Here is a 24,640-nt window from a genome sequence, read left to right as displayed (position 1 = left end):
TTCCTTAGCGTTTCGGGCCGAGATCCAACAATTGCTCAGCGGCTACTTTGAGTTTTTTGTTCTCGACCTGTGCGGCCCACTGTTCTTGAACGGCCTGGAGCGCTGATTTTGCGGCTGGCTCAACCAAGCACTCGCTCCAAGAGGACGCCGCCCAGCCACCCAGTCGCTCGACAGGTAGTCCCCGTATGAATTCGAGCAGTCGGTTTTGAAGCCGTGGCTGTTCTTTGACTAGGCCAACCAGACCGTCGATGCCCTGAGGGCGCTTATCGAAGATGTCTCCCTGGAGGATACGATCGCGGATCGCATCGAAGACTTCTTCAGAATCGGGAGCGGACAGCTCGCGCATGCCGTTGAGCACAGGCGCGCTCTTCAGCTTCATGCGTGGGCCCATCAAAGTCTCTACCAACGCTTCAAGCTGGCTGGTAGCTACGAAACCTGCGAGGGAGCTACGCTTGTCCCTGGTTACAAAGACGTAAGGCCTCAGATCAACACCGACGAGTGTCGGGTCGATCCGTGCCCAGTTGAGCGCCCAGTCACTTTTAAGCCATTGCTGAAGCTCAGCACCGATGGCCACGGCCACCTTGGGTTTAGCCTTTCGCTCACCCGTATCCTGCTCGTCATCCTCGACTTCGTGAGGCGCGGCCCTCGCCCGCTTCTCAAGCCCGGCGAGAGCCTCTGGTGCGCCGTCCTGCGCCAAGGATGCGAGCCTCGCGATCTGCTCGTAGAAATCGCTGTAAAAGCGCTCAGCCAACATGATCTTCGCGAGGATTGGCCGACTGATCTCGTTGCCAAACCCACGCTCTTCAGCGATCGCCTGGCGGAGCATCATGGAGTTCAGGAATCGCTTGATCTGGCGTGGGTTACCGCGCGTGCCTTCACTCAGGATCTTGGTGACATGGGCGCTGATGGTTATCGCCTGGCTAACCTCCTCGGTCAGCGTGCCGCCCATGGCCGTCTGCACGACGCTGCGCTCGAGCCCCTTGCTCTTCCACGGCCGCTTCATGTCCTCTCGGGCGATGTCCAGCAACGCTTGAAACTTGGAGTTATCAGCACCCAGGACATTCTCAAGCTGCAGCAAGGTGATGTAGACACGCGTCTCTGCCAATCCAAGCGCCGGGATGCGGAATGGTACCTGGATCAGCTTCTCGAGGTAATTGCGTGCGTAATTCGACGGGCCTGAGCTTTGCGGGAGGTCAGGGAAATGCTCACGCACTGCATATTCGATCATGGCTTCGTCTGCACCGATGACGAAGGCGGTGCGCTCAACGAACAAGAACAACCGGATCGCTTCCAACGTTTCGATTGCCGTCTTCGGCAAGCACCTGTCGAGGTCGTCCACGATGACAACGAGCTGGTCGATGTCGGCGGCGTCTAGCAGCTCTTTGAACTCCTCTCGGAATTTATGAATGTGCTCAGGGAGCTTCTCGGAGTCGTCACCGCCCTCCTTGAGGAAGTCACCGATCTTCTCGGCAGCACCCTTTAGATCATCCTTGCTTACATGATCCATTGGGTTTGTAACCACGGACGTGACCAGGTCATACACCCCCTTCAACTGATCCATGGTGGGGATGCCGGTCATGGCAGTGAACGCGAAGCCGCCGGCTTTGCGCGCGACCTTCAGCCAATCGACACGCTTGAGCACCTTGGCAGCAGCGGCTTTCACTTTTGCCGAGTTTGGCCTGGCTCGCTTCAGCTCATCGACGATCGTCTCGATGACTACCGTTTTGGCGTCTTCAAACCCTTCGAACGTCCAGCCGTTAAACCAGATGCAGCAGACACGATCGTTGGCTTTAAGCTCATCCTGCGTCATGCGCAGGACGCTGGACTTACCGGCACCCCAGTCCCCGTGAACACCAATGGTGATGGGGATGTCAGGCGTATCCTTGATGAGCTTCACAACCGTTTTGGAGATCGCGCTGTAGTACAGCAAGTCCGTTGCGGTTTCCTGGTCGTTTAAAAACACTGAGCTGTCCCTCGCCTGCAATGTGCTGATGGGGTGTAGTTATACAGGCAATGGGCCAGTAAGCGCCAACGTTAGCAGTGCTTGAATCGGCACATGGAGTGTTGTCAGGTGTCCTGATAAGCCGAAACCTGACAAGTTTCTACATGAGATATCGATTGTAACGAGCCAAAGCTTTGTTCATCAGCGAATCAAAGGCAGGTCTTGCAATGTAGCGCACTACGGCCTGGCTTCCATAAACTGAAGCTGGGTAGTCGTAGAAGAGATCCATGAACGCGTCGACCACATCAGCGGTCTGCTGCGTTTCAGTTAGACCATGAGCATTGATCCACACAAGCTTGGTTACACATGAGGATAACGGCCCGGACAGCATGAGCCGCAGAGTGCCTACCTTGTTCCTAAGTCGGTCATTCGCATGAAACCAGGCGAGTATTTTCCTCGACGGAAATAAAACGAACATCCCTACATCCGCTTTCGGCCCAAAAACTGCGCCATCTTGGGTGACGGCAAAGGGCATGGAGAACCGAACCTGTGTCACGAACTGCAGCAGCATATTTCCTCCGGATGATACCTATCGATCCCTGCCACCAAACGCTTCAATAAATTCTGCCAGGTAAGGACTGTAAATTTTGGTTGAGAGCTGTGTCAGTTGGACGAAGAGCTGCCTTCCATGCTCTGGAGTAAAGACGTTGGCAGACAGACCTAGCCCGGCTGCGCTATCAAAAAAGTAATAACGCCGATCAAATGACTGAAGATAGTGCTCCGCTTCTAGCCGCTCACGCTCTTCCAAAACATCCAAGATCAGGCCAGTCAACAGCACTGCCAATTGCCTACGCACTACCGAACCAATTAATGGCCCCAAGTGAAAATTATATCGAAAAAGCTGAGCATCAGTCCCAACCGATTGCTTAGGAAACAAAGAGGCAATTATGCCAAACCGGGGATAAAGAAATATCCTCATTAAAGTCTGAATTAAACGCCATTCAGCATCATCCCGCGCCCCACGATGCATTAATCTCAATACTGGACATAAAAGCCTGCAATGTCAGCAATGCGCTAGCCAGCTTGGGGGTCAGAGTAGAGTGGGGAAAAGCCACCGCACTTGGCTGTGCATGATAAGATGAAAAGATTTTCACTGCCATATTAAGCTTGTAGCCTTGTTTTCCAGGTGTGTCGAGCAACGGCGCTACGTGTATAGGACAAACAGTTTGAACTACTGAACACCACTCAGTGAGCATTGTGGGGAGTTTGAATGATCGAATGTGATCACAGAAGCATTCGTAGCAGAATGCACCACGATAAAAACGTGGTATAAGCCAAGAACTTTTCGGTGCAAAAACAGAAAGGTCAGAGCCTGTCATTCCAAGCCGTGCAAGCGCGCGACTGCTGAATCCGCTTGGCAAATAAAAGTCAGGATCGAAATCAGAATACTGCATAGAAGACTGATAGATCTCCAATAGATTATTAATGGGCCAGTCCGCAACAGTGGGAAGAGCTCCTTGGCGGTACAACCAGGATGTGAAGAGCTCATTCGAAACTGGATGGATGACATCATTCATTTTACATATACCCCGTTATTCCCACTTGCGCTTCAAAAGAGGATGACAAAGATACTGCATAGTTAAAGCGAGATTTCCCTCGGTGACTTCATACAGTTGCTTTATCTTAGGGCTCGACACATCGGGCAATCCAAGCGAGGCAGTGACGCCTTGAAAGTGATCAATGTACTGAGCTAAGCTTGAAAAGCTACGCAAATAATATTCATCACGCTTCTGGGGGGCCTCGATATCTTTGTGACGGATACTACGATCGCGATCCCATCTGGACAATGTCTGAGAAATGATCAAGCTTATACCCGGCAAAGTTGAAGCAATTTTGCTCAGATGCCCTATGGTCATTTTTCTCATTGGGATAGTTACAGCAAAATCATCGACATCTTCAATAAGGACTCCGACGATCGACTGCAGCGTTATTAGAGGAGATACAAAGGCTGGAATCGGTGCCCGGTGTGAGATACCCTCAGCTCCCAGCCCCAAATGATAGTAAAACGCCTCAAGCATGTTGCGACCACTTATCGCCGGCCTTGATGTGATCGGGATAAATGCTGCGCCCACAGAGTTCGCGACATTCTCCATCAATGTCGAAAGGCCTGCTCCTGGCTCGGCGTTTATTATTATTATGGTTGGCTCACACAGCGCCAACCGATCTGAGACCAGATCGTAAATTTCTTGCTGGCATGGAGTTAGCTTACTGTTGACTAGACAATTCTGCATTACGGTCACTCTTAGGAACATGGACGTTAAATCCGTATCGCATAGCTATGTCATGCAAACGAGGGAATTGCTCCAGCGTAATGCGCTCGACTCCCGAGTCAATTGCATCCATGGCGAGACATTTCATTATCTTGACAACGTTATCCATGATGCCGTACGACTCGGTATGGATTAGCGTTCTAATCTCAGCGTCTGAGAGGTCGGATTTGAGTTTAAGCGGAAGATGTGCCTCATAGGTTGCAATAAAATTAACGAAGTCTTGACCCATCTCCCAGTCCTTGATAGCAAACTGCACAAATCGTCGATCAATGATACGATCCAGCATGAGGACGCTACACGCCTCAGTATTTCCAAACGCAATTACGCATAATTTTAGAGTGCCCGACAAGTTACGCATCAGTGAAAGAAGCGTGCGTTTCTGAGCGTACGGTTGTAGAAGCGCATCATTTAGTTCATCAATGACGATGGCACAAATATTGTTCGCTTTAATGTACTTGAAAATAAGCTCTTCTTTGTCAGCAGTGCTACGGCGGCCGACCTCAATGCCAAACGCTTCCAAGATACGATCGTGTAGCTTGAAGCGATTAGTGTTCTCGGTCAGTTCGACAAATACCATTTTCCTGTCAGAGTTTGCGCTGAGAAATTTCAGCCGATGCCACGCAGCTGATTTCCCATCCCCACCCGCACCGTGTATAAAGATGCAAGACGTTTGAATTTGATTGCGGGTGTATGACATGTGGTTAATACACTCAAACATCAGGGCGAATTTTGGTGTGTCGATCCAAAAATCATGCCTGCAGATCTCAATACGCTCAGTCGCAGAGAGCTGAAGATTATGGCGAAATTCTGGTAACACGTGTTCGTATGATGAGAATGTGTCCATGATCATTTTTTGAACCTATCAATTATCAGTGTAGGCTGCAAAATCTCCGGCGCATCTCGACTACTTTCAATGATACGCGGCGGGCCAATTACTGGTTGGACTGCTGGGTGAGTAGGTAGCCGCTCCGTTTTCGCAGTGATATCTTTGGGTGGCCTTGGCTTTTTATTTGATTGAGTCTCAACCTCTACTGCTAGTTCGCGCTGCCTTTTTTGGGCCGCCAAAGCATACTCATCATCAATCAGCCCTCCAGGCGCGCTATGACCGACGTGTCGGGCACTAGACAAGGCTTTATGGCTGCTATAAGACTCCCAGTTGTTGGACAGGCGACTCTTGGTATATGTGCACGGGACATGTAGAAACCTCCCAGGAACCATAACCCAGATAGAATCTAGGTCATAAGGCTGAAACCTTATCTCCACATTTCTTGCACCAATATACGGGTCAAGCTCGATACTATAATATCTTCTGCCCTCAAAATTTATCCCATATGGTTGAATCGTGTGGTTGTAGGATGGCGCCAAAAAATCAAGCTCAAAGCGCTTCTTTTGATCCGGCCTAATTACCCTCTCATGATCTAGCAGCCCTTGTGAATCATAATGAAACCACGCCTGGCGCGGAGTGCTTTGCAAGCCTTCATGCACCGTTCCATGGTAAAGGATCGCTTGATCTAGCAAGTGCTTCCCACATTGAATTATGTCGTACTTAGCATCTTTTTCCGGAGTTAACCCCGCTCGCTGAATCACATTGCTACCTGTGGTTCCGGGAAGGAAGTGCACTTCCCCCATGAACGTTCCTACTACGCGCTCGATCAACCCGCCGTACCACTTTTTGTCGACTGGACGATGATCCCAATCCATCCCCCATCTGCTACATGTTGCAATGAATCGAGAACTCGTGAACTCAGCAGCGTTATCCGTATATATCAAAAAGGGGATGCCGTAAAATGGATATTCTTTGGGATCGATTCCATAGAGCCCTAAGAAATCAGACTTATCCTGGACTGCAAAGGCTAGCGCGCTTGCTACAGTTATTAAACCCGGGGGACGAAAGCTCAGGTACATCCCAAGTATCACCCTCGTTAGGGCACACATGATCATTGTCAACCAAGGACGCCCTACCAAAACATTACGATCAAATTCATCGACCAAAAGCATGTCAACCATGGTGTGATCCATCTGCACTTGCTGAAGTACACGCTCCATGATCTTTTTTTTGGGCTTCGGCTTGTATTTATTATCGCCCGCCTCCTTGCCATACTTCCTGTAATACTTTTCTTTTTCCGGCTTTGCAGCCACAAATTTCCTGCATTGATACTTGCTAGGCGGCAACTCATCTTCGGCACCAGTCCTTGTGCTCCCTTCCAAACTTTCGCTGATGACGCACTTGGCCCCTTATAATTCTCCTGAAACGAAAGCTCGAGAGCGCTGAACTGGCCCTGCGTTAGTTTATGACTACCCGGCTTTGTTCCGCGCTTCTTTCTCGTTAGGTCGAGATAGCTATTAGACTCTAGAAAGGATTTATAGAGATTGTAGAATTGACTCTTTTTGACACCCAAAAGCTCCATAGCTTTAGCTTGACCTATTAATCCCTCCCGCAGCTGCTTGAATATTGCATTGCGTTGCCATGCAAGTTTCAGCTCTTTATCACTCACATCGAGAGCTTCATACGGGGCAGCGGATTGAGTAACAGTGGGGTTGGCGGGCTTCCAAGGCCGTGGGATTTTCAGGGGTGGAACCTTAGTCCGTACCGGTTTGGAAGTATGGATCATTACGGCCGTGCGAATTTCTTTGCTCATCCTGATCGTCACTTGTCATGTCGAACTGAATGCAGGAGTCATCTGATGCACTCCTGACTCCTACATGCGTATTGATGACACTATTGGCTTGCCTCACTGAAATGGTAAAGCGGCGTTGTAAGACTGTTATTCCGGCCTGTACCAGAAACGCTTACATGAAACAATAGCTATCGCTTGGAGAAGATTTGGACTCGCCCCATCTAAACTTCTTCAACCGTACGCAGCACAGAGCTCACCATGAACGTGCAACTTAACCATTCATGCCTGGCATTAGCTCAATAGATGAGACCCTGAAGCTCTATAGTAAAAGCCTGGGTGTGAGTTGATGCTGACTGACAGTAGCCCAACGCACCGATGATCGCAACAGGATTTTCAAACCAAACTATCGCCAACAAATTGACAGTTCGAATAACAATTAAATTGATGAAAAATTCAGATAATATATTCTTCTAATTTCCCACATTTTTTTGACAACCAGAACAACAGCTTACGACAAAGAAAACTACTTAGCCGTAAATTGATTTTTGCAATAAATAGATAACTCGAAGAGTTATTGCACTTTATTTCTGATATATCCATTACATGAATCTGACATTTATGTTCTATACATCTGACCTCTCGCGTGCTCAGAATAAGACTCACGCTGCTGTTGCAATGGCTAGATCTTGTTCCGAAGCTGAAAGTACCTTGCCTGCACGCATTCTGGGCCTGGGGGCTTACCTCCCGAGCCTCGTTGGACAGAGCCACCACGATTCTAATAGGGTACTAAGAAAACGAGCCCGTTGAGTTCGGCGTCGGGATGAGGCTTGAGGGCTGACAGGGTCAGAGGTTAGGATTTGCCGATGTTGCTCTAGAGCCTGCCGGCATTCTGATATCGCTCTTGCAGTAACTACGGTGCAGTAGATGCTAGCCCAAAGCTCGAGCGCTCTAGGACGCGAAATGTTCAAACCGTTACACAGCGCTTAACAACGACTGATGCCAGCGAAGCTTCAGCAAGGCTGTCGACGTTTGAGGGTCACCTGAAATTGAATCGCCCTTGGTCTTGAAGTGAGCATCGGATATCGATTCCGGTTGTCGTACAACCGCTCAGATCTATACCTTAAAATACAGTCTTTAACTGGAAAAATGACTGGGATTCCAGTACTTAATTGGAAGATAGAAATCTGTTTTCCAACTAAAGAGTGCCGCGAATGTATTGACCTTTAAAATCAATGACCTATGTTACTCCGATTAACCGGTGACCGTCACACTATCTCTGATAGAAACGCCCTTGCCCACCCCAAGCGGGCTTCCTTCTGGAGCCACGTCGACTTCGCCACACGTGATTTGATCGTTTAACAAACTCCTGAGCCGGCCCGGTATATCCACCGGGCCGGTACGCAATCACTGATTGGCAAGCACGCGATCAATGACTACGAGCACTTCGCCCCCGCGTAGTTGCTCAGTCACCGCAACGATATCGGCGTAGAACGCGCGGTCTTCATTGGCCACTGGCACGCGACTGCGCACCAGTTCATAGAGCGCACGCGTGGCACTGGAGGCCTTGCCCACCTCATGAAAGTCCAGGGCCTGGCAGCCGACCAGGATCTCGATGGCTAGCACCGACTCCAGCTTGCGCGACACTTGGTACGCCTTTATGGCTGCGTTGAAGGCAAAGCTCACCGGGTCTTCTTGGTTGCCACAAGTGGAGACACTGTCGATGGTGGATGGGTGGGACAGCACCTTCATCTCCCCCACCAGCCCGGCGGCGGTGTATTGGATGATCATGTAGCCATTGTTGAGGCCGGGATTGCGCACCAGGAAGGCGGGCATTTCGCTGAAATGCGAGTTGACCATACGGTCGGTACGCCGCTCGGAGATCTTCGCCAGGTTGGTCATTGCGTTGCACAGCGTGTCCGCCGCCATGCCGATGTAGGAACCATCGAAGTTCGCCCCGGAGATGGCGATACCGTCATCGTCGCTGAGCGGGTAGATCACCGGGTTGTCGCCCGAGGAGCCGATCTCGTTGTCGATGCAGGCCTGGGCGTAGGCGATGAACTGCTTGGAGGCACCATGCACCTGGGGGATGGCGCGCAGGCTGTAGGTGTCTTGCAGGCGGTAGTCGATGTTCTCCTCGATCAGCTGGCTGTCACCCAGCAACTGCTTGATATAGCGAGCGGTCTGCGCCTGGGCGACATGGGCCTTGACCGAGTGGTAGCGCGGGTCGAAGGCCCGAATGGTGCCCTTGAGTACCTGCAGGGAAATGGCCGCGGCCACGTCCGCCGCCTGGGCCGCCTGGTTGGCGTTGTACTGCGCCAGGGTGGCGATGGCAGTGACCGAGGTCGTACCGTTGAGCATCGCCAGGCCTTCCTTGCACTGCAGTGTGATCGGTTGCATGCCCACTTGGCGCAATGCAGTCGCACCGTCCACCCATTCACCACCGGCAACGCTGGCCTTGCCTTCGCCGATCAGTACCAGCGCGAGATGGCCTTCAGGGCCGAGGTAACCGACCGAGCCCTCACTGGGGGCAAACGGCATCACATCGTTGTTGAGCAGCCCGGCAATCTGCTCCAGCAGCGCCATGCGTACACCCGAAAACCCCTTGCCCAAGCTGACCAGAATCATCAACTGCACGGCACGGACCTGTTCGCGGTTCAGCGGCTCGCCCACTGACACCGCGTGGGAGCGCACGATATTCACCTGCAGTGTTTGCGCGTCCTCAGGCGAAATCACATGCCGGACGTTGTCGCCAAAACCTGTAGTCACGCCATAGACCAAGCGGTTTTCGTCGAGGAAGCGTTCAATCAGCTGACGCGAACGTGAAACGCGGGCACGGTAGGCATCGGAGAAACTCACTTTCGCACCATAACGGGCGACCGCGATGAACGCTTCGAGGGAGGGTTTGGCATCGTCCAGTACTACGCTGGCGATATCTTGGGGTTGCATGCGCATGGCTGTGCTCTCTCTGCTCATTGGCTTTTTCAGGGTGTAGAACGCCTGCCCCGTTCCAGAACAGGCGAAAAAACGCGTTGTTTTCGGGGTGTCAGGCGTGGCTGAGGATGAACCGGCTGAAACGTTCGCAGTGCTGCTCGTTGAACATCTCCTGCGGCGTGCCCTGAGCCTCGATCAGCCCCTGGTTCATGAACACCACACGGTTGGAAACGCTGCGGGCAAAGCCCATTTCATGGGTGACCACCAGCATGGTCCTGCCCTCCTCGGCCAGCGAACGCATCACCTTCAGCACCTCGCCAACCAGCTCCGGGTCGAGCGCCGAGGTCGGCTCGTCGAACAGGATGACCCGCGGGCGCATCGCCAGGGTGCGGGCGATGGCCACACGCTGTTGCTGGCCACCGGACAGGAACGCCGGGTAGTGGTCGCGCTTGTCGGCCATGCCCACTTTTTCCAGTAACGCCTCGGCTTCATCGATGCACTCGGCGCGCGGACGCTTCTGTACATGCACCGGGCCTTCAATGACGTTCTGCAGCACCGTCATGTGCGACCACAGGCCGAAGCTCTGGAACACCATGCCCAGCTCCGGGCGCATGCGATCGACCTGGCGCCGGTTGGCGGGGACCAGCACCTGGTGGCGACCACGCTTGAACACCACCTGCTCGCCGGCAACACGGATCTCGCCGGCATCGGGGACTTCCAGCAGGTTGATGCAGCGCAGGAAAGTGCTCTTGCCCGAGCCGCTGGCGCCGAGTATCGACACCACGTCACCCTCGTGGGCGTCCAGCGAGATGCCCTTGAGCACCTCCAGGTTGCCGAAGGATTTGCGGATGTGTTTTACCTGCAGCACTGGATCTGTAGTCATGCCACTTATCCTCTACGTACGCTGAGTGCGTACTTTTTTGTTGTTTGACACGCGGTGACGGGCTGCCGGGGCGACAACCAGTGTTCGACCCACGCCAGGATGCGAACGATCAGGAAGTTCAGAACCAGGTAGATCAGCGCGGCACACAGGAACACCTCGAGCGTGCGGTAGGTTTCGGCGATGATCCGCTGCGCCACGCCGGACACTTCGTAGACGGTGACCAGGCTTGCCAGCGAGGTCGCCTTCATCATCAGAATGATCTCCGTCGAATAAGCCGGCAGGCAGCTGCGCAGGGCGATAGGGATGATGATCCGTCGCGCCAGCAACCAGCCCGACATGCCCGCAGCCCGCCCCGCTTCGATTTGCTGCGGCGGCACGGCCAGCAAACCGCCACGGAAAATTTCCGCCATGTAGCCTGCCGTACACAGCGCCAGGGCAATCACCGCGCAACTGAGCGGCTCGCGCAGCACCGGCCAGAGCAGGCTCTGGCGCACCTCGGGAAACTGGCTCAGCCCGTAGTAGAGCAGGAACATCTGGATCAGCAGCGGCGAGCCGCGGAACAGGAAGATGTAGCCGCGCGCCAGGTGACGCAGCGCAGCGACCTCGCACACCCGCATCCACACCACCAGCAAGGCCAGCAGCGTGCCGATGGCGACCGATGCGGCGAACAGCAGCAGCGTTGTCGGCAGCGCCCGCAACAGTTGCACCAGGGTGTCAGCAATGAAAGCGATATCTACAGACATGGTTGGCCCCCTTCAGCTGCGACGAAAAGTTCTGCCCACACGCAGTTCAGCGCGGGAGAAAACCAGGTTGGAAATGCCCGTCAACACCAGGTAGAGCGCGCAGCCAGTGATGAAGAACAACACGAACTGCCCGGTGGAGGCGGCGGCCACGCGGCTGGCGCGCATCAGTTCCACCAACCCCGTGACAGAAATCAGCGCCGAATCCTTCAGGGTGATCTGCCAGACGCCGCCGATGCCCGGCAAGGCGAAACGCAGGATCTGTGGCGCAATGATCCGGCGAAAGCGCAGCATCAGCGGCATGCCGATCGCCTTGGCCGCTTCCAGCTCGCTGCGCGACACCGCCTGGAACGCCCCGCGATACACTTCGGCCTGATAGGCGCCAGACACCACCCCGACCGCCAGCGCCCCCACCAGGAACGCCGGCATGCTGATAAAGCCCTCGGCACCGAACAGCCCGCCCACGCTGCTCACCAACGCCGAGCCGCCATAGAAAAACAGGTAGATCACCAACAGCTCCGGGATCCCCCGGAACACTGTGGTGTAGCCATCGCCCAGCCTCCGCAGCAGCCCGCTGGGGTGCAGCTTGGCGGCAGCGACGAGTGCACCCAGCACAGCACCGACCAGCAACGCCGCCAACGTCACCAGTACCGTCATGAGCGCGGCCATGAGCAACACACTGCCCCAGCCCTTTGCGCTAAAACCAATCAACTCGATCACCGTAGTCCACCTATAACCGTGTCAGAGAACCGCCGGCCCGCGCTGATGCGCGAGCGGCCTGTCGGTGCCTGGCGCCACTGGGGCGCCAGACGGACCGGGGTCATTGGGTGGGCGGCGTGAAGTCGTGCTTGAACCATTTGCGGCTGAGCTCGCTGATCGTGCCGTCGGCGATCAGCGAATCGATCGCAGCGTCGAGCTTGGCCTTGAGCTCCGGCTCGCCTGGACGTATACCGAAGGCCTCCCCTTCGCCCCAGATCGGCCCATTGATAGCCGGGCCGACCAGTACCAGCCCACTGTCGGCGCCGCGCTGCATTTCCCCGGAAAGGAAGCCGAGGTCTTCGAACACCACGTCGACACGGCCGTTCTTCAGGTCCATCAGCGGCTCGGGCGGGGTCTTGTATTCACGGATGGTCGCCACCTGGCCAAACTGGTCGCGGATGAACTTGCTGTATACGGTGCCGGAGACGATCCCGATCAGCTTGCCCTTGAGGCGTTTGCGCAGGTCATCCACCGCAGGCGTATCCAGCTCAGGGTTACCGCGCAAGTGCAAGGTACCGCTGCCCAGGTCGACAGCGCTGGACTGCAGCGCAATGAACGTGGCCGGGGCCTTGGTGTAAGGGCGGGAGAAGTCGATCACCTTGCGCCGCTCCGGGCTGATCGCCAGGGCGTCCATCACCACATCGAACTTGCCAGCCTTGAGCCCCGGGATCAGGCCATCCCAATCCTGGGCAACGATCGTGCAGCGGGCTTTCATGCGCTCGCACAAGACCTTGGCCATCTCCGGTTCGAAGCCATCGAAAGAGCCGTCTGGCAAGGTGCGGTTCCAGGGTTCATAAACGCCCTCCGTGGCGATCTGTATGTGGTTCCACTCCTTGGCGTGGGTGTTCAGCGAGAAACTGGCAAGCAACATCATCAGCGAGCAGGCGGCGAATCGAGTTTTTTTGTTGTTCATCTTTAATTCTCCGATGCGAAGCACGGTAAGGGGCACGCGAGGCAAGGCAAGTCTGGAGGTGGGCATCAGTGGATAGGCATCAGGCCTCTGGCGGGTTCATCATTGTCCGCGTGGTGCGGGCCTCTATTGATCGATCAGCGCCAACACCACCGGCGAGGTCGGCCGTGCGCAACACAACAACACCTGGCCAGGCTCAGGCGGCATCAACGGCGCCTCGCTGTACTCGACACTGCCGCTAAGCAGCGGGGTCAGGCAGCTGTTGCACAGCCCGGCGCGACAACTGAAGGGCGGCGCGAACCCGGCCTGCTCGGCACAGTCGAGCAGCGAGGGGCAGGCGGCATCCCAGGTCACGGACTGCCCCGACGGCTCGAAGCGCACGGTCAGGTCACCGGCGGGCGCAGGCTCCGGCGGCGCCACAGGGGGAGCAGCCGGGGCTTCGTCTTCATCGAGGATCGTGGCCGGGCCAAAGAACTCATAACGAATGCGCGCCCTGTCGATCCCCAGGCCACGCAGCAGCCGCCAGTTCGCCTGCATGAACGGGCGCGGGCCACACAGGTAGGCGTCGTAGTCATCGAGGGGCAGTAATGTCTGCAGGGTTTCCCGACTGACCAGCCCGCTGCTGTGATGGTGCGCACGTTTCAAGTCGTCATCGGTCGGCATCCGGTAGCAGAAGTGCACCACGATCCCAGCGCGCCTGGCGGCCACCGCCAACACCTCGTCGCGCAGGGCATGCACGGCGCCGTTCTCGCAGGCATGGATGAAGTACACCGGCCGCGTGGTACCAGCCAGACGATGCAGCATGCTCACCATGGGGGTCAGGCCCACCCCGCCGCTGAACAACAGCACAGGCCGCTCGCTGCTTTCGTCCAGTACGAACGTACCGGACGGGCCAGCGATTTCCAGTTGCTCGCCCACTTCCACTGCTTGATGCAAGAAGCTCGACCCCACGCCGGCCGGCAGGCCGGGCGAACGTGCCGGCGGCAATTCGTGCTTCACCGAGATGCGCAGTTGCGAGGGATCGCCCGGGTCGCCCGACAGGCTGTAGGCGCGCAGCACCTGTGGTCCTTCGGCCTGTGGTATGCGAACTACGATGAACTGCCCCGGGCGAAATGCCACCCGGCCCTGGTGCACGGCAGGTTCGAGTACGAACGAGGTTATCGACACGCTTTCTCGCACCTTCCTGGTCACCTGGAAGCGCGCAAAGCCCTTCACGGCGGGAATGGTGTCAAGCATGGGCTTTGACCTCGCGGGTATCGATCAGCTTGGCGGCGCCTGTCTGTTCTTCGCGGATCATGCGCTCCATGGCGCGACGAAAACGCAGCGGGCCTGAGTCGATGGCCAGGTCGATGTTGGCGGTCTGGCGGTTTTTCATGCCAGCATGCACAGCGGCGAGGATCACCCGGTCCTCCTCAAAAGCCCGGCGCACGTCAGCAGCGAACTGACGCGAGACGCTCTCACTGTCGGCATCGAAGTTACGCAACTGGAACCAGTAGTAACGGGTACGGTTTTCATCGACCGGCGTCATGAAGTTGTAGGAGTCCATCAAGAACGCTTTATCGTGCGCAGGTACAGCATCGCCGCCGTAGCCGGCCGGGGTATGGACCCCCTTGATGATCGCGTGCGCCGGGTAACGCACCTCGTAGTACTGCAAGCGATCGCAACGCCCCTGGAACTTCAGGTACTGCTGGTAGAACGGCGCAACGTCGATGTCGTACAGCCACCGCGACACAACTACGCCATCGTCCTTCTCCACGGTTTCCAGCGGCTGCGATTCGCAGGCCGAGGTGCCAAAGGTGCTCTGGTGCACCCAGGCGACATGAGAGGGGTCGAGCAGGTTGTCGGTCATGTACAGGTAATTGCAGTCGATTGTCATCGAATCGCCGCGGTTCAACCCCCAGTTCGGGTCATCCCACTCGGCAATGTTTAGAAGCTTGGCCGGGTCGGCCAGCGCCGGATCACCCATCCACAGCCATACCAGGCCATAGCGCTCCTCTACCGGGTAACTGCGCACCTTCGCCGTCTGAGGAATACGCGACACGCAAGCGGCCTTCACGCAGGCGCCAGCACTGTCAAACGTCAGCCCGTGGTAGCCACACTCGACCACATCACCCTGCAGGCGCCCCATCGACAACGGCAGCTTACGGTGCGGGCAAGCATCCTCCAGGGCAACGACGGCGCCGTCCGCCTTGCGATACAGCACGATGGCTTCGCCAAGGAGGATGGTCGGATGCAAGGCCTGCTTCACTTCGGTGTCCCAGGCGGCGGCGTACCAGGCGTTTCTCAAGAACATGGCGTGTAGCTCCTCTTGTTGTTATGCGAAGCGTCGCTTCTTGAGAAAAAGCCTATGCCCGGGGCGAACAAAAGAATAGATGTGCTTTTCTGTTGATTGCTTAAGTATTTCTAAACTAAAAATACACACCTTCCCTCCCCTACGAGGCGCACTCATGAGCCACCTGCCACCGTTACGCGCACTGGAAGTTTTCGAAGCCGTCGGCCTGTGCGGCGGCATCACCCAGGCCGCCAAGCGCCTGGGCATTTCCGCCGGTGCGGTCAGCCAGCAAATGAAGCTGCTGGAAGAAGCCGTGGGCCTTAGCCTTACCGCCAAGGAGGGCCAGCGCCTGCGCCTGAACGCAGCCGGCCAGCGTTTTCATGAAGGGTGCAGCCAGGCCTTCGAACGCCTGCGGGCGGCCTACGCGGAGCTGGAGCGCGGCAAGAACGCCAATAACCTCTACATCAGTGCCCTGCCCTCACTGCTGTCCAAGTGGCTGGCACCATTGGTGGCCGACTGGCAGCTGGAGCATCCACAACTGAGCGTCTACCTCGACGGCACCCACACCGAGCCTTCGGAGGCGCAAGCCAACGGCGTGGACTTTCGTCTCAGTTACGGAGAAGGCATTCACGATGACCAACACACCATCGAGCTGTTTCGTGATTGCGTGGTACCTGCCTGCAGCCCGGCGATGTTGGCGGGTACGGTGGAGCCACGCGAACTGCTGGCCCACCCACTGATCACCATCGACTGGCGACCGAAGTTCGACTCACCGCCGTCCTGGGAGCAGTGGTTTGCCGATGCCGGTGTCGGCGAGGTCATCATCCGCAACTACCGGATCTACTCCCTCTCCGCCATGGCAATTCAGGCGGCGATCGAGGAACAAGGCATCGTCCTGGCGCAGTATTCGATGATCCGCAGGGACCTGGATAGCGGCCGCCTGGTCATCCCGTGCATGCGTGCGTTGCCCATGCCGGCGGCGTATTACGTGACGTGGAACCAGAACAGCTTCCACCGTAGCCAGTGCCGGGCCTTTCAGCGGTGGTTGATAAATCAGGGTCGGGATCAGCAGGAAATGACGAATCAACTGCTAGGCGCTGAGAATGAGCCATCTTCTTAGAACGGCGCATATTCTGGCCTGTTTCTCTGTTTTCAAACGAAATTCAATTGCCGATGGACAAGCTGTGTGTCAGCGCAAAGCTGGCAGCCCCCCAACGGCGGCCAAGATTTCATCAAATACCACTCGAACCCTTCCCGGAACGGGGCCACGCTGAGGGCGATAGACGTACAACCCCCATGCCGGTGGCTCTTCGTCTTGCAACACCTGCACGAGTTTCCCGCTGGCAATGTAGGGGGCCGCCATGTAGTCCGCCAGTTGGGCGAAAGCGACCCCGGCCAGTGCGGCGCCTATTTCCATGTCGGCATTGTCGGCAATAAGCGTGGGCGCTGCGGGTATCCACTGCTGCCCCGCTTTGAAGTGCCAAGGCCACGGGCGTCCGGTATTGGTGTCCAGGGCTGCGGCGATGGGCAGGCCAACCAGCGCATCGATATCGCCAGGTGCGCCCACTTTCTCGATAAGGCGTGGAGCAGCAACGATGGGCAGCCTCATGTCGCCTGCTCTGCGTGCGATGAAGCGGCTATCGCGCATGAACCCGACCCTGACGCCAACGTCGATCCCGTCGTCAACCGTATTGCTGATGCGGTCGGACAAGCGCACATCCAAGGTGATCCTGGGATGACGCCCCGCAATACGCTCCAACGCCGGTAGAACTGCTCTGGTACCCAGGCTGTGCGGTGCGGTGATGCGCACCGTGCCCGACAGAGCATCCTGCTCGTCGGCCACAGGCGGTCGCCACAGATCCTCGAACCGCTCCAGCACAGGGCGCACCTGTTCCAGCAAGCCTTCGGCATAGGCGGTAATGCGGACCTGTCGCGTGCTCCGATGGAACAGCACCTCGCCGTAGTGCCTCTCCAGCTGCTGAATGGCTCGCGTGACGCCTTGAGGGGAGGTCCCCAGACGCACGGCTGCGTCGCGAAAACTGCTGCTTTCGGCCGCCACCCGAAATATGCGCAGCAGTTCGATATCTTTCGTCATTGCTCACGCCTCATGGCCAGGTTCGTCATATGCCAATTATTCCAAATATAGGAATTATAAAATCGCGACAATTCCATATACAACATCCCTGCCGTTTCCCAAACTGACAACACAGTGGAATGCTCCGCTCCTGAACCAGTTAGCAAGGAAACAACATCATGAAATCACGTGCCGCAGTCGCCTTCGGGCCTGGAAAGCCGCTTGAAATCGTTGAGATTGACGTCGAGCCGCCACGCAAAGGCGAAGTGCTCGTCAGGATCACCAATACTGGCGTTTGCCATACCGACGCCTTCACCCTGTCGGGCGACGACCCCGAAGGTCTGTTCCCGGCCGTACTGGGCCACGAAGGGGCGGGTATCGTGGTGGAGGTGGGTGAAGGTGTGACCAGCGTAAAACCTGGCGATCACGTCATTCCGCTGTACACCGCCGAATGCGGCGAATGCCTGTTCTGCAAGTCCGGCAAAACCAACCTGTGTGTTGCGGTTCGCGCCACCCAGGGCAAGGGGTTGATGCCCGATGGTACGACCCGTTTCTCGTACAACGGCCAGCCGCTTTACCACTACATGGGCTGCTCGACCTTCAGCGAATACACGGTGGTTGCCGAAGTCTCGCTGGCCAAGATAAACCCGAATGCCAATCCCGAGCATGTCTGCTTGCTGGGTTGCGGTGTGACTACCGGCATCGGTGCCGTTCACAACACGGCCAAAGTGCAGCCGGGCGACTCAGTGGCGATCTTCGGCCTCGGCGGCATCGGTCTCGCTGCGATTCAGGGTGCACGCCAGGCCAAGGCGGGTCGCATCATCGCCATCGACACCAATCCGGCGAAGTTCGAACTGGCTCGTACCTTCGGCGCCACCGAATGCCTTAACCCGAAGGACTTCGACAAGCCGATCCACGAGGTGCTCATCGAGATGACCGGCTGGGGTGTCGATCACACCTTCGAGTGCATCGGTAACGTCAACGTGATGCGTTCGGCCCTGGAAGCTGCCCACCGTGGTTGGGGCCAATCGATCGTCATCGGCGTGGCCGGTGCCGGCAAGGAAATCTCTACCCGTCCGTTCCAGCTGGTTACCGGCCGGACCTGGAAGGGCTCGGCTTTCGGCGGCGTCAAGGGTCGTACCCAACTCCCGGGCATGGTGGAAGACGCCATGAAAGGCGAGATCGATCTCGCCCCGTTCGTCACCCACACCATGGGCCTCGACGACATCAACAAGGCCTTCGACCTGATGCACGAAGGCAAGTCGATTCGCACGGTGATCCACTACTGATCGCCCACAAACCACTCAACACCAACCATCAAGGAAATCAATCATGTCCAATCCTGTCATCTCCGGCGACGGCATCTTCTCGCACGTCTTTATCGGTGCCGCCGATGTTCAGAAATCGGCCGCATTCTACGACGCCGCGCTGGGTGCCCTCGGCATCAACAACCTCGGCCCTTTCGGCAATGGGTGGGTGCTTTTCGGTCGCGAAAAGCCGGCTTTCATCATCGCCCGCCCGGGCAATGGTGAAGCGCCCTCCAGCAATGGCGTGACGATTGGCTTTGCGGCCGCCACTCCCGCCGAAGTGGACGCTTTCCACGTCGCCGGCCTTGCCGCAGGCGGCACCGACGAGGGGCAACCTGGCGCACGGGGTCACCTGCCGGGTGCCTATGCGGCCTACCTGCGCGATCCGGCCGGCAACAAGGTCTGTTCGTACACCTTCGTCTGAAAGCAACAAGGCTGAGGACGATATGAAAGGGTCAGCACAAGCCGCTGTACAGCGACGGTGCCAGCTCATGAAGAACAGCCCGCAGCCATGTGCGAAACGCATGGCTGCGGGCATAAGCCTTGAAGTGTGTTTTCGACCAATCAGAGATGAGGATCAAATGGCGATGGATTCGTTGCCCCAGGCCCGATCATATCCGGCATCCCTTTGAAACTTCTGCTAGTGCCTCATTAACGTCACCTCCACGAGCAACGCAATAAGGCACCTACACGCGCGCAGATACCAGCCAAAATCAGGACGTTGATTGATTTTCTAGTCCAGAAACGAGAGCTTCTATGCTGACGGTGCAAAATCTAATTGCAATTGATTCACTGAAACTGCAGGTTGTCGCCGGCATGGCAGGGAATGGGCATTGGGTGTCTCCTTTTATTATTGTTCAACGCTTGAACAGGAGACTAAGACGCCTTTGCGGTACTGGAAATCGTTAAATATTCAGGTTTCCGAGCCTGGTTTTGTACAAATGTATGACCCCAAATGCACCGACTTTGAAGCACGTTGGCGCTGCTTTGCCATGCTTGCCCGCAATGGTGTGGTCAAGACCAACGACACCGGTCTGACAGCATTACTCGAAGGCTAGGCTGCATTGATCGGCTGACCTGAATCGCCCCTCGACCGGATAGCTAGGGTCGGTGTAATACGGCGTGGAGCAATGCCCCGGCGGCACCAGGCTGTCGACAAAGCACTCGTCCTGCTCCTCGATACGCACCTGCAATGCCTTCAGGTAACCGTGCCACTGCGCTTCGGTGCGCGGCCCAGCGATGACCGAACTGACGCAGCGGTTATTGAGGACCCAGGCCAAGGCAAAGGCCGCACTGCTGATGCCGCGCGAGGCGGCGTGGGCAGCAACGGACTGGGCGATGTGCAGGGATTCGCGCCGCCATTCGGTTTGCCGGATGCGCTGGTCGCCACGCCCTGCCCGGCTGTCCGGCGGTGGCGGGCCTTCTGGGCGTACTTGCCGGTCAGTACGCCGCGCCAGCGGGCTGTAGGGCACAACGCCCAAACCGTAGTGATAGGCGGCAGGCAATTGTTCGACCTCGACGGTACGGTTGACCAGGTTGTATAGCGGCTGGCTGGCCACCGGCCGGTCCAGGCCCATCTCGTCGGCCAAACGCACTACCTCGGCAATGTACCAGCCGCGCAAGTTCGACACTGCGAAATAACGCACCTTTCCCTGACGGATCAGGTCGCCAACGGCGCGCACGCCCTCTGCCAGGGTCACACCGGGAACGGCACGGTGGAAGTAGAGGATATCGAGGTAGTCGGTGCCAAGGCGCTTGAGGCTCGCTTCGACGACCTGGTTGATCCATTTGCGCGACTGGCCCTGGCGGTTCGGGGCAGTGTCTACGGGTGAGCCGAACTTGCTGGCCAGCACCCAGTCGTCGCGCTGGGAGGCGATGCCCCGGCCGACGATACGCTCGGCGGCACCACCGGTGTAAACGTCGGCGGTGTCGATGAAGTTGACACCCTGAGCATGAGCGTGGGCAATGATGCGCTGGGCGGTCGGTTCGTCGGTGGCACCACCAAACATCATGGTGCCCAGGCACAAAGGGGAAACCTTCAGAGCACTGCGGCCCAAGTAGCGGTAGTCCATGAATATCACCGTGGGAAGGGTTGCAAGTATGCTGGCAGCGGCTGTGTCACGGGGCACGCTCGCATTGGCGCTGATGCGAGAGCCCCGTGCCAGGTGATCAATCCTGCTGGAACACCTCACGGGCACAGCGGAAGCTGTCCACCGCCGCCGGCACCCCGGCGTAGATCGCCGCCTGCAGGAACACCTCGCGGATTTCCGCCTTGCTCACGCCATTGTTCAGCGCGCCACGAATGTGCAATTTGAGCTCGTGAGGCCGGTTGAGCGCGGTCATGAACGCCAGGTTGAGCAGGCTGCGGGTGCGCCGGTCCAGGTCTGGTCGGTTCCATACATCGCCCCAGCAGTACTGCGACACCAGTTCCTGCATCGGCATGCCGAACTCATCGGCGTTGGCCAGCGCGGCGTCCACGTAGGCGTCGCCGAGTACTTCACGTCGGGTCTGCAGCCCGCGTTCAAACAGTTCCTGATTCATGCAAGGTTCTCCGTTTCGATTCTGCCTAAGCGCCGGGCGCCAGCCGCCCCGGCGTGACTGTCACTTGGCCGCGGCCACCCACTGATCGAACTGTGCCTGGTTGGCACCTATCCACTGGTCGGCGAGCTTGCGGATCATTTCCGGCGAGCCGCCCTCCTTGCCTATCGCCGCCTCCCACTGCGACCACACGGCAGTGGGGAAATGCACCTGCTGCATCAGTTGCCTGATCGCCGGGTTGTCCGCGAGGAACTGCTTGTTCGCAACCGTGTGGTAGTTCCATGAGCCCATGGCCATGCGGCACGGGTTGGCGTCGCCGGCGCAGCCCTCGACGTCCTTGACCAGCGCCGAGCCGTCGTTGGGAATGTCCGCTGGCAACGCATCCTTGGGCGTAGGCAGCCACAGCACGTCGCGGCCTGGCACCAGCGCATTGGTCACCCAGGACGGGCTCCAGGCGTAGAAGAACACTGGCTTGCTGCCCTTGACCTTGGTCACCACGTCGGCCATCAGCGCCTCGTACTTGCCACGCACCTGCCGCACCGTGCCGGTCAGTTCGAAGGCCTTCATCTGATAATCGATCACCTTGCCACAGCTCCACGCTGGGTCGCAGCTGGTCAACTCGGCCTTGCCGCCGGCGCCGAACAGCGCGGCGATCTTCGGATCTTTCAACTGTTCCAAGGTGGTGATGTTGTTGGCCAGTGCGGTCTTCTTGTCTATCAGATAGCCATTGATGCCACCGCCAATGATCATCCCCTCCCCGACCAGCTCAGCGTCCTTCGCCACGGCGCGAAAGCCGGGTTCGCGCTGTGGCAGGGTGATATCGGTGCCGATGTCCATGTCGTGTTGGGCCACGGCGGGGAAGAACAAGGTATTGTCCAGGGTGACCAGCTTGACCTTGTATCCCAGCGCCTTGAAGGCGTCGGAGACAATCTGCGCCACTACATAATTCCCCCCCAGGCTACTGTCCTGGGCATAGCGGATGGTCCGGCCATCACCGGGCAACCCTTCGGCCCGGGCGGTGCCTGTCAGGGCCAGAAGTACGGCGGCACAGGCGAGCGTCTTGTGGAACATGTTCATCGTTGTCTACCTTCTTCTTATGCTCGTTATCGGGTTGTGACACACACGCAAACGCATCAAGCAAGGTGCTGTGGCTCAATGCCCCTGGGACAGCAGGCGTTCGCCGCGCAGACAGCGGCGAAGCACGCTTTTCAACGTCAGACCATTGCCTGGCCGAGGTGCACCCAGTGCCTGGGAAAAACGGTCGAGCATGATCGCCAGCAGCACGATGGCGATGCCACCGACCGCCGCGCCGCCAACGTCGAGCCGGCCGATACCCTGCAGCACCACCAGGCCAAGGCCCTCGGCGCCAATCATCGAAATCACCACCGACATCACCATGGCGGTCAGCACCGTCTGGTTCAGGCCGCCGAGGATAGTCGGCATTGCCAGCGGCAACTGCACCTCCCACAACAGCTGCCACTTGTTGGCCCCGAACGCCTGGCCGGCTTCGACGATCTCGCTGTCGACCATACAAATCCCCAACTGGGTGAAGCGGATCAGCGGCGGCATCGCTGCAGTGGCAACCGCCACTTCACCGGGCACGTTGCCGACACCGAACAGCATCACCACCGGCACCAGGTACACGAAGGTCGGCGTGGTCTGCATCACATCCAGCACCGGGCGCACCACCATCCATGCAGCAGGGCTACGTGCGCACCAGATGCCAATGGGGATACCGATTACCGCGCAGAACACGATGGCCGTGGTAATCAGCGACAGCGTGGTCATCGCCTCCGACCACACCCCAAGCACTGCGATGGTCACGTAGGCGGCAACGCTGAACAGCGCCACTCGCAGGTTGGCCAAGCGCCAGAACAACACGAAGGTCAGCAGCACCATCACCGGGAACGGCATGGCATGGAAAGCACCGTCGACGAAGTTGAGCAACTGCTCGATCGGCCATTTCAGGCTGGAGAAAAAGGGACGGAAGTTCTCCGCCAGCCACTGCACGCCGTTTTGTATCCAGTCGGCGATGGGGAACACCGCCAGGTCGTTGGCTTCAAGCATGTCGCACCTCCACGCCCTGAGCGGCGCCAATCCGGGCCAGAATATGCCCCGCATCCAGGAACCCGAGCAGCCGCCCGGCCTCGTCTGTCACCCCCACCGGCTGGCCACCGATGCACTGCGGCGCCACGTCCACCAGCCGTGCCGTGCTCGGCACGCAAATGAAGCCGGCTGCGGGCTGAGGTGCCTGCTGGCCGCTGCAGGCCAGGGCGACCTGCTGCTGGCTGAGGATGCCCAGCAGCCGCTGATCGCCATCGACCAGGAAGCCTGGCCCCAGATTGCTGGCACCCAGCAGGGTGCGGCCTTCGCCGCGCCAGACCGGTGTCAGCGCGGTCATCACAGAAGCGGCGTCGAACACCCGAGCGCGGTCGACCTCGCGGGTGAAGCCGGCGACGTACTCGCTGCCGGGCTCCATGACGATCGACTGTGGCGTACCTTCGCGGACCACCCGCCCTTCGGACATGATGGCGATGCGCGAGCCAAGCTTGAGCGCTTCCTGAAAGTCGTGGGTGATGAACAGGATGGTCTTGTTCAGGGTGCGTTGCAGGCGCAGCAGTTCGTCCTGCATCTCGCTGCGGATCAGCGGGTCGAGGGCGCTGAATGCCTCGTCCATGATCAGCACGTCAGCGTCTGTTGCCAGGGCGCGGGCCAAGCCGACGCGCTGGCGCATACCGCCACTGAGTTCATGGGGCATGTGGTAGGCCCACTTGCCCAGGCCCACTACCGCCAGCACCTCTTCGGCCCGGGCGCGGCGCTGGGCCGGCGCGGTGCCGCGCATCTTCAAGCCGAACTCGACGTTCTCGATCACCCGCCGGTTGGGCAGCAGGCCAAAGTGTTGAAACACCATGGAGATCCGCGAGCGGCGCACCTCACGCAGGCCCTCCTCGTCCAGTGCGCAGAGATCTTCGCCATCAAGCAGGATGCGCCCGGCGCTGGGCTCGTTAAGGCGGTTGATGCAGCGCGCCAGGGTAGATTTGCCCGAGCCGGACAGGCCCATGATCATGTAGATCGAGCCGGACGGGATGCGCAGCGACACGTCGTCCACGCCCACCACCTGGCTCAGGGTTTCCAGCACCTCGGCGCGGCCCTTGCCTTCGTGCAACATCGCCAGCGCGGGGCCGGGCTTGTCGCTGAACACCTTGTAGAGATTCTCGATGACCAATCGGTCAGTCATGGCTGCGACTCCTCGTGCAAGTTCGGATGGCCCGCGAACCGAGCTCGCGGGGACACGGCAGTCGATGAAGGCCCGGCCTCACGCAAGGCGGCCAGGTG

23 protein-coding genes are annotated in these 24,640 nt (G+C 57.9%); 3 read left to right on the top strand and 20 right to left on the bottom strand.

Features of this window, described 5'->3' with window-relative positions; translation table 11 throughout:
- Positions 1–4: 4 nt before the first annotated feature.
- From qatA to AB5975_23275, 14 genes are all read right to left on the bottom strand, one after another.
- Positions 5–1,963, bottom strand: coding sequence for a Qat anti-phage system ATPase QatA (gene qatA, locus AB5975_23340; GenBank protein XDR19431.1), 1,959 nt, complete (start codon positions 1,961–1,963; stop codon positions 5–7).
- Positions 1,964–2,102: 139 nt separating this feature from the next.
- Complete coding sequence (locus tag AB5975_23335) at positions 2,103–2,513, bottom strand: hypothetical protein (protein ID XDR19430.1); 411 nt, start codon at positions 2,511–2,513, stop codon at positions 2,103–2,105.
- 18 nt (positions 2,514–2,531) lie between these two features.
- Entirely contained in the window at positions 2,532–2,774 is a 243-nt protein-coding gene (locus AB5975_23330; protein XDR19429.1) for a hypothetical protein, read from the bottom strand.
- A gap of 175 nt (positions 2,775–2,949) precedes the next feature.
- On the bottom strand, positions 2,950–3,519 hold the full coding sequence (locus tag AB5975_23325) for a hypothetical protein (GenBank protein XDR19428.1): 570 nt from the start codon (positions 3,517–3,519) through the stop codon (positions 2,950–2,952).
- A 15-nt stretch (positions 3,520–3,534) separates the two neighbouring features.
- Positions 3,535–4,098 (bottom strand): hypothetical protein, encoded by a 564-nt coding sequence (locus tag AB5975_23320; protein XDR19427.1) that lies wholly within the window; start codon positions 4,096–4,098, stop codon positions 3,535–3,537.
- 109 nt (positions 4,099–4,207) lie between these two features.
- Positions 4,208–5,122: a TniB family NTP-binding protein gene (locus AB5975_23315; GenBank protein XDR19426.1), complete on the bottom strand. Its 915-nt coding sequence runs from the start codon at positions 5,120–5,122 to the stop codon at positions 4,208–4,210.
- Positions 5,119–6,411, bottom strand: a complete 1,293-nt coding sequence (locus AB5975_23310) for a Mu transposase C-terminal domain-containing protein (protein ID XDR19425.1) — start codon at positions 6,409–6,411, stop codon at positions 5,119–5,121. Before AB5975_23310 ends, AB5975_23315 begins: the two co-directional genes overlap by 4 nt.
- 1,883 nt (positions 6,412–8,294) lie before the next feature.
- Complete coding sequence (gene hutH / locus AB5975_23305; protein ID XDR19424.1) at positions 8,295–9,842, bottom strand: histidine ammonia-lyase; 1,548 nt, start codon at positions 9,840–9,842, stop codon at positions 8,295–8,297.
- Between the two features lie 91 nt (positions 9,843–9,933).
- Positions 9,934–10,704: an ABC transporter ATP-binding protein gene (locus tag AB5975_23300; protein ID XDR19423.1), complete on the bottom strand. Its 771-nt coding sequence runs from the start codon at positions 10,702–10,704 to the stop codon at positions 9,934–9,936.
- 5 nt (positions 10,705–10,709) lie between these two features.
- Positions 10,710–11,447, bottom strand: coding sequence for an ABC transporter permease (locus AB5975_23295; GenBank protein XDR19422.1), 738 nt, complete (start codon positions 11,445–11,447; stop codon positions 10,710–10,712).
- Positions 11,448–11,459: 12 nt separating this feature from the next.
- Positions 11,460–12,164, bottom strand: a complete 705-nt coding sequence (locus AB5975_23290; GenBank protein ID XDR19421.1) for an ABC transporter permease — start codon at positions 12,162–12,164, stop codon at positions 11,460–11,462.
- Between the two features lie 100 nt (positions 12,165–12,264).
- The gene (locus AB5975_23285) at positions 12,265–13,116 is read right to left on the bottom strand and encodes a transporter substrate-binding domain-containing protein (GenBank protein ID XDR19420.1); all 852 of its coding nucleotides are present in this window, start codon (positions 13,114–13,116) and stop codon (positions 12,265–12,267) included.
- A 123-nt stretch (positions 13,117–13,239) separates the two neighbouring features.
- Entirely contained in the window at positions 13,240–14,349 is a 1,110-nt protein-coding gene (locus AB5975_23280) for an FAD-binding oxidoreductase (GenBank protein ID XDR19419.1), read from the bottom strand.
- A complete protein-coding gene (locus AB5975_23275) occupies positions 14,342–15,406 on the bottom strand; it encodes a Rieske 2Fe-2S domain-containing protein (protein ID XDR19418.1) in 1,065 nt (354 codons plus the stop codon). Before AB5975_23275 ends, AB5975_23280 begins: the two co-directional genes overlap by 8 nt.
- Before the next feature lie 154 nt (positions 15,407–15,560).
- Here AB5975_23275 and AB5975_23270 point away from each other — a divergent pair, with 154 nt between their 5' ends.
- Positions 15,561–16,505, top strand: coding sequence for a LysR substrate-binding domain-containing protein (locus AB5975_23270; GenBank protein XDR19417.1), 945 nt, complete (start codon positions 15,561–15,563; stop codon positions 16,503–16,505).
- A gap of 69 nt (positions 16,506–16,574) precedes the next feature.
- Here the strand turns inward: AB5975_23270 and AB5975_23265 are convergent, their stop codons facing one another.
- The gene (locus AB5975_23265) at positions 16,575–17,480 is read right to left on the bottom strand and encodes a LysR family transcriptional regulator (GenBank protein ID XDR19416.1); all 906 of its coding nucleotides are present in this window, start codon (positions 17,478–17,480) and stop codon (positions 16,575–16,577) included.
- 158 nt (positions 17,481–17,638) lie between these two features.
- On the opposite strand from AB5975_23265, the gene AB5975_23260 reads away from it, so the two are divergent.
- Together AB5975_23260 and AB5975_23255 are read left to right on the top strand one after the other, a co-directional pair.
- Positions 17,639–18,748, top strand: coding sequence for an S-(hydroxymethyl)glutathione dehydrogenase/class III alcohol dehydrogenase (locus AB5975_23260; protein ID XDR19415.1), 1,110 nt, complete (start codon positions 17,639–17,641; stop codon positions 18,746–18,748).
- A gap of 43 nt (positions 18,749–18,791) precedes the next feature.
- A complete protein-coding gene (locus AB5975_23255; GenBank protein XDR19414.1) occupies positions 18,792–19,190 on the top strand; it encodes a VOC family protein in 399 nt (132 codons plus the stop codon).
- Between the two features lie 619 nt (positions 19,191–19,809).
- On the opposite strand, the gene AB5975_23250 is transcribed toward AB5975_23255, so the two are convergent.
- The 5 genes from AB5975_23250 to AB5975_23230 all read right to left on the bottom strand — a co-directional run bounded on the left by AB5975_23250 (position 19,810) and on the right by AB5975_23230 (position 24,542).
- Positions 19,810–20,838, bottom strand: a complete 1,029-nt coding sequence (locus tag AB5975_23250; GenBank protein XDR19413.1) for an aldo/keto reductase — start codon at positions 20,836–20,838, stop codon at positions 19,810–19,812.
- A gap of 97 nt (positions 20,839–20,935) precedes the next feature.
- The gene (locus AB5975_23245; protein XDR19412.1) at positions 20,936–21,307 is read right to left on the bottom strand and encodes a carboxymuconolactone decarboxylase family protein; all 372 of its coding nucleotides are present in this window, start codon (positions 21,305–21,307) and stop codon (positions 20,936–20,938) included.
- A 60-nt stretch (positions 21,308–21,367) separates the two neighbouring features.
- Entirely contained in the window at positions 21,368–22,381 is a 1,014-nt protein-coding gene (gene proX, locus AB5975_23240; protein ID XDR19411.1) for a glycine betaine/L-proline ABC transporter substrate-binding protein ProX, read from the bottom strand.
- 75 nt (positions 22,382–22,456) lie between these two features.
- Positions 22,457–23,371 (bottom strand): ABC transporter permease, encoded by a 915-nt coding sequence (locus tag AB5975_23235; protein ID XDR19410.1) that lies wholly within the window; start codon positions 23,369–23,371, stop codon positions 22,457–22,459.
- Positions 23,364–24,542, bottom strand: coding sequence for a glycine betaine/L-proline ABC transporter ATP-binding protein (locus AB5975_23230; GenBank protein ID XDR19409.1), 1,179 nt, complete (start codon positions 24,540–24,542; stop codon positions 23,364–23,366). Before AB5975_23230 ends, AB5975_23235 begins: the two co-directional genes overlap by 8 nt.
- Between the last annotated feature and the right edge of the window lie 98 nt (positions 24,543–24,640).

This window comes from Pseudomonas putida, assembly GCA_041071465.1.
Classification (GTDB): Bacteria; Pseudomonadota; Gammaproteobacteria; order Pseudomonadales; family Pseudomonadaceae; genus Aquipseudomonas; species Aquipseudomonas putida_P.
Note: the sequence above shows the minus strand (reverse complement) of the source record. Positions and strands in the feature narration are given on the sequence as shown.

Coding starts and splice junctions, on each gene's coding strand:
- AB5975_23260 (XDR19415.1), top strand. CDS start 17,639: ATGAAATCACGTGCCGCAGTCGCCTTCGGGCCTGGAAAGCCGCTTGAA.
- AB5975_23335 (XDR19430.1), bottom strand. CDS start 2,513: ATGCTGCTGCAGTTCGTGACACAGGTTCGGTTCTCCATGCCCTTTGCC.
- AB5975_23295 (XDR19422.1), bottom strand. CDS start 11,447: ATGTCTGTAGATATCGCTTTCATTGCTGACACCCTGGTGCAACTGTTG.
- AB5975_23245 (XDR19412.1), bottom strand. CDS start 21,307: ATGAATCAGGAACTGTTTGAACGCGGGCTGCAGACCCGACGTGAAGTA.
- AB5975_23235 (XDR19410.1), bottom strand. CDS start 23,371: ATGCTTGAAGCCAACGACCTGGCGGTGTTCCCCATCGCCGACTGGATA.
- AB5975_23315 (XDR19426.1), bottom strand. CDS start 5,122: ATGATCATGGACACATTCTCATCATACGAACACGTGTTACCAGAATTT.
- AB5975_23280 (XDR19419.1), bottom strand. CDS start 14,349: ATGCTTGACACCATTCCCGCCGTGAAGGGCTTTGCGCGCTTCCAGGTG.
- AB5975_23270 (XDR19417.1), top strand. CDS start 15,561: ATGAGCCACCTGCCACCGTTACGCGCACTGGAAGTTTTCGAAGCCGTC.
- AB5975_23300 (XDR19423.1), bottom strand. CDS start 10,704: ATGACTACAGATCCAGTGCTGCAGGTAAAACACATCCGCAAATCCTTC.
- AB5975_23230 (XDR19409.1), bottom strand. CDS start 24,542: ATGACTGACCGATTGGTCATCGAGAATCTCTACAAGGTGTTCAGCGAC.
- hutH (XDR19424.1), bottom strand. CDS start 9,842: ATGCGCATGCAACCCCAAGATATCGCCAGCGTAGTACTGGACGATGCC.
- AB5975_23255 (XDR19414.1), top strand. CDS start 18,792: ATGTCCAATCCTGTCATCTCCGGCGACGGCATCTTCTCGCACGTCTTT.
- AB5975_23265 (XDR19416.1), bottom strand. CDS start 17,480: ATGACGAAAGATATCGAACTGCTGCGCATATTTCGGGTGGCGGCCGAA.
- AB5975_23285 (XDR19420.1), bottom strand. CDS start 13,116: ATGAACAACAAAAAAACTCGATTCGCCGCCTGCTCGCTGATGATGTTG.
- proX (XDR19411.1), bottom strand. CDS start 22,381: ATGAACATGTTCCACAAGACGCTCGCCTGTGCCGCCGTACTTCTGGCC.
- AB5975_23275 (XDR19418.1), bottom strand. CDS start 15,406: ATGTTCTTGAGAAACGCCTGGTACGCCGCCGCCTGGGACACCGAAGTG.
- AB5975_23325 (XDR19428.1), bottom strand. CDS start 3,519: ATGAATGATGTCATCCATCCAGTTTCGAATGAGCTCTTCACATCCTGG.
- AB5975_23250 (XDR19413.1), bottom strand. CDS start 20,838: ATGGACTACCGCTACTTGGGCCGCAGTGCTCTGAAGGTTTCCCCTTTG.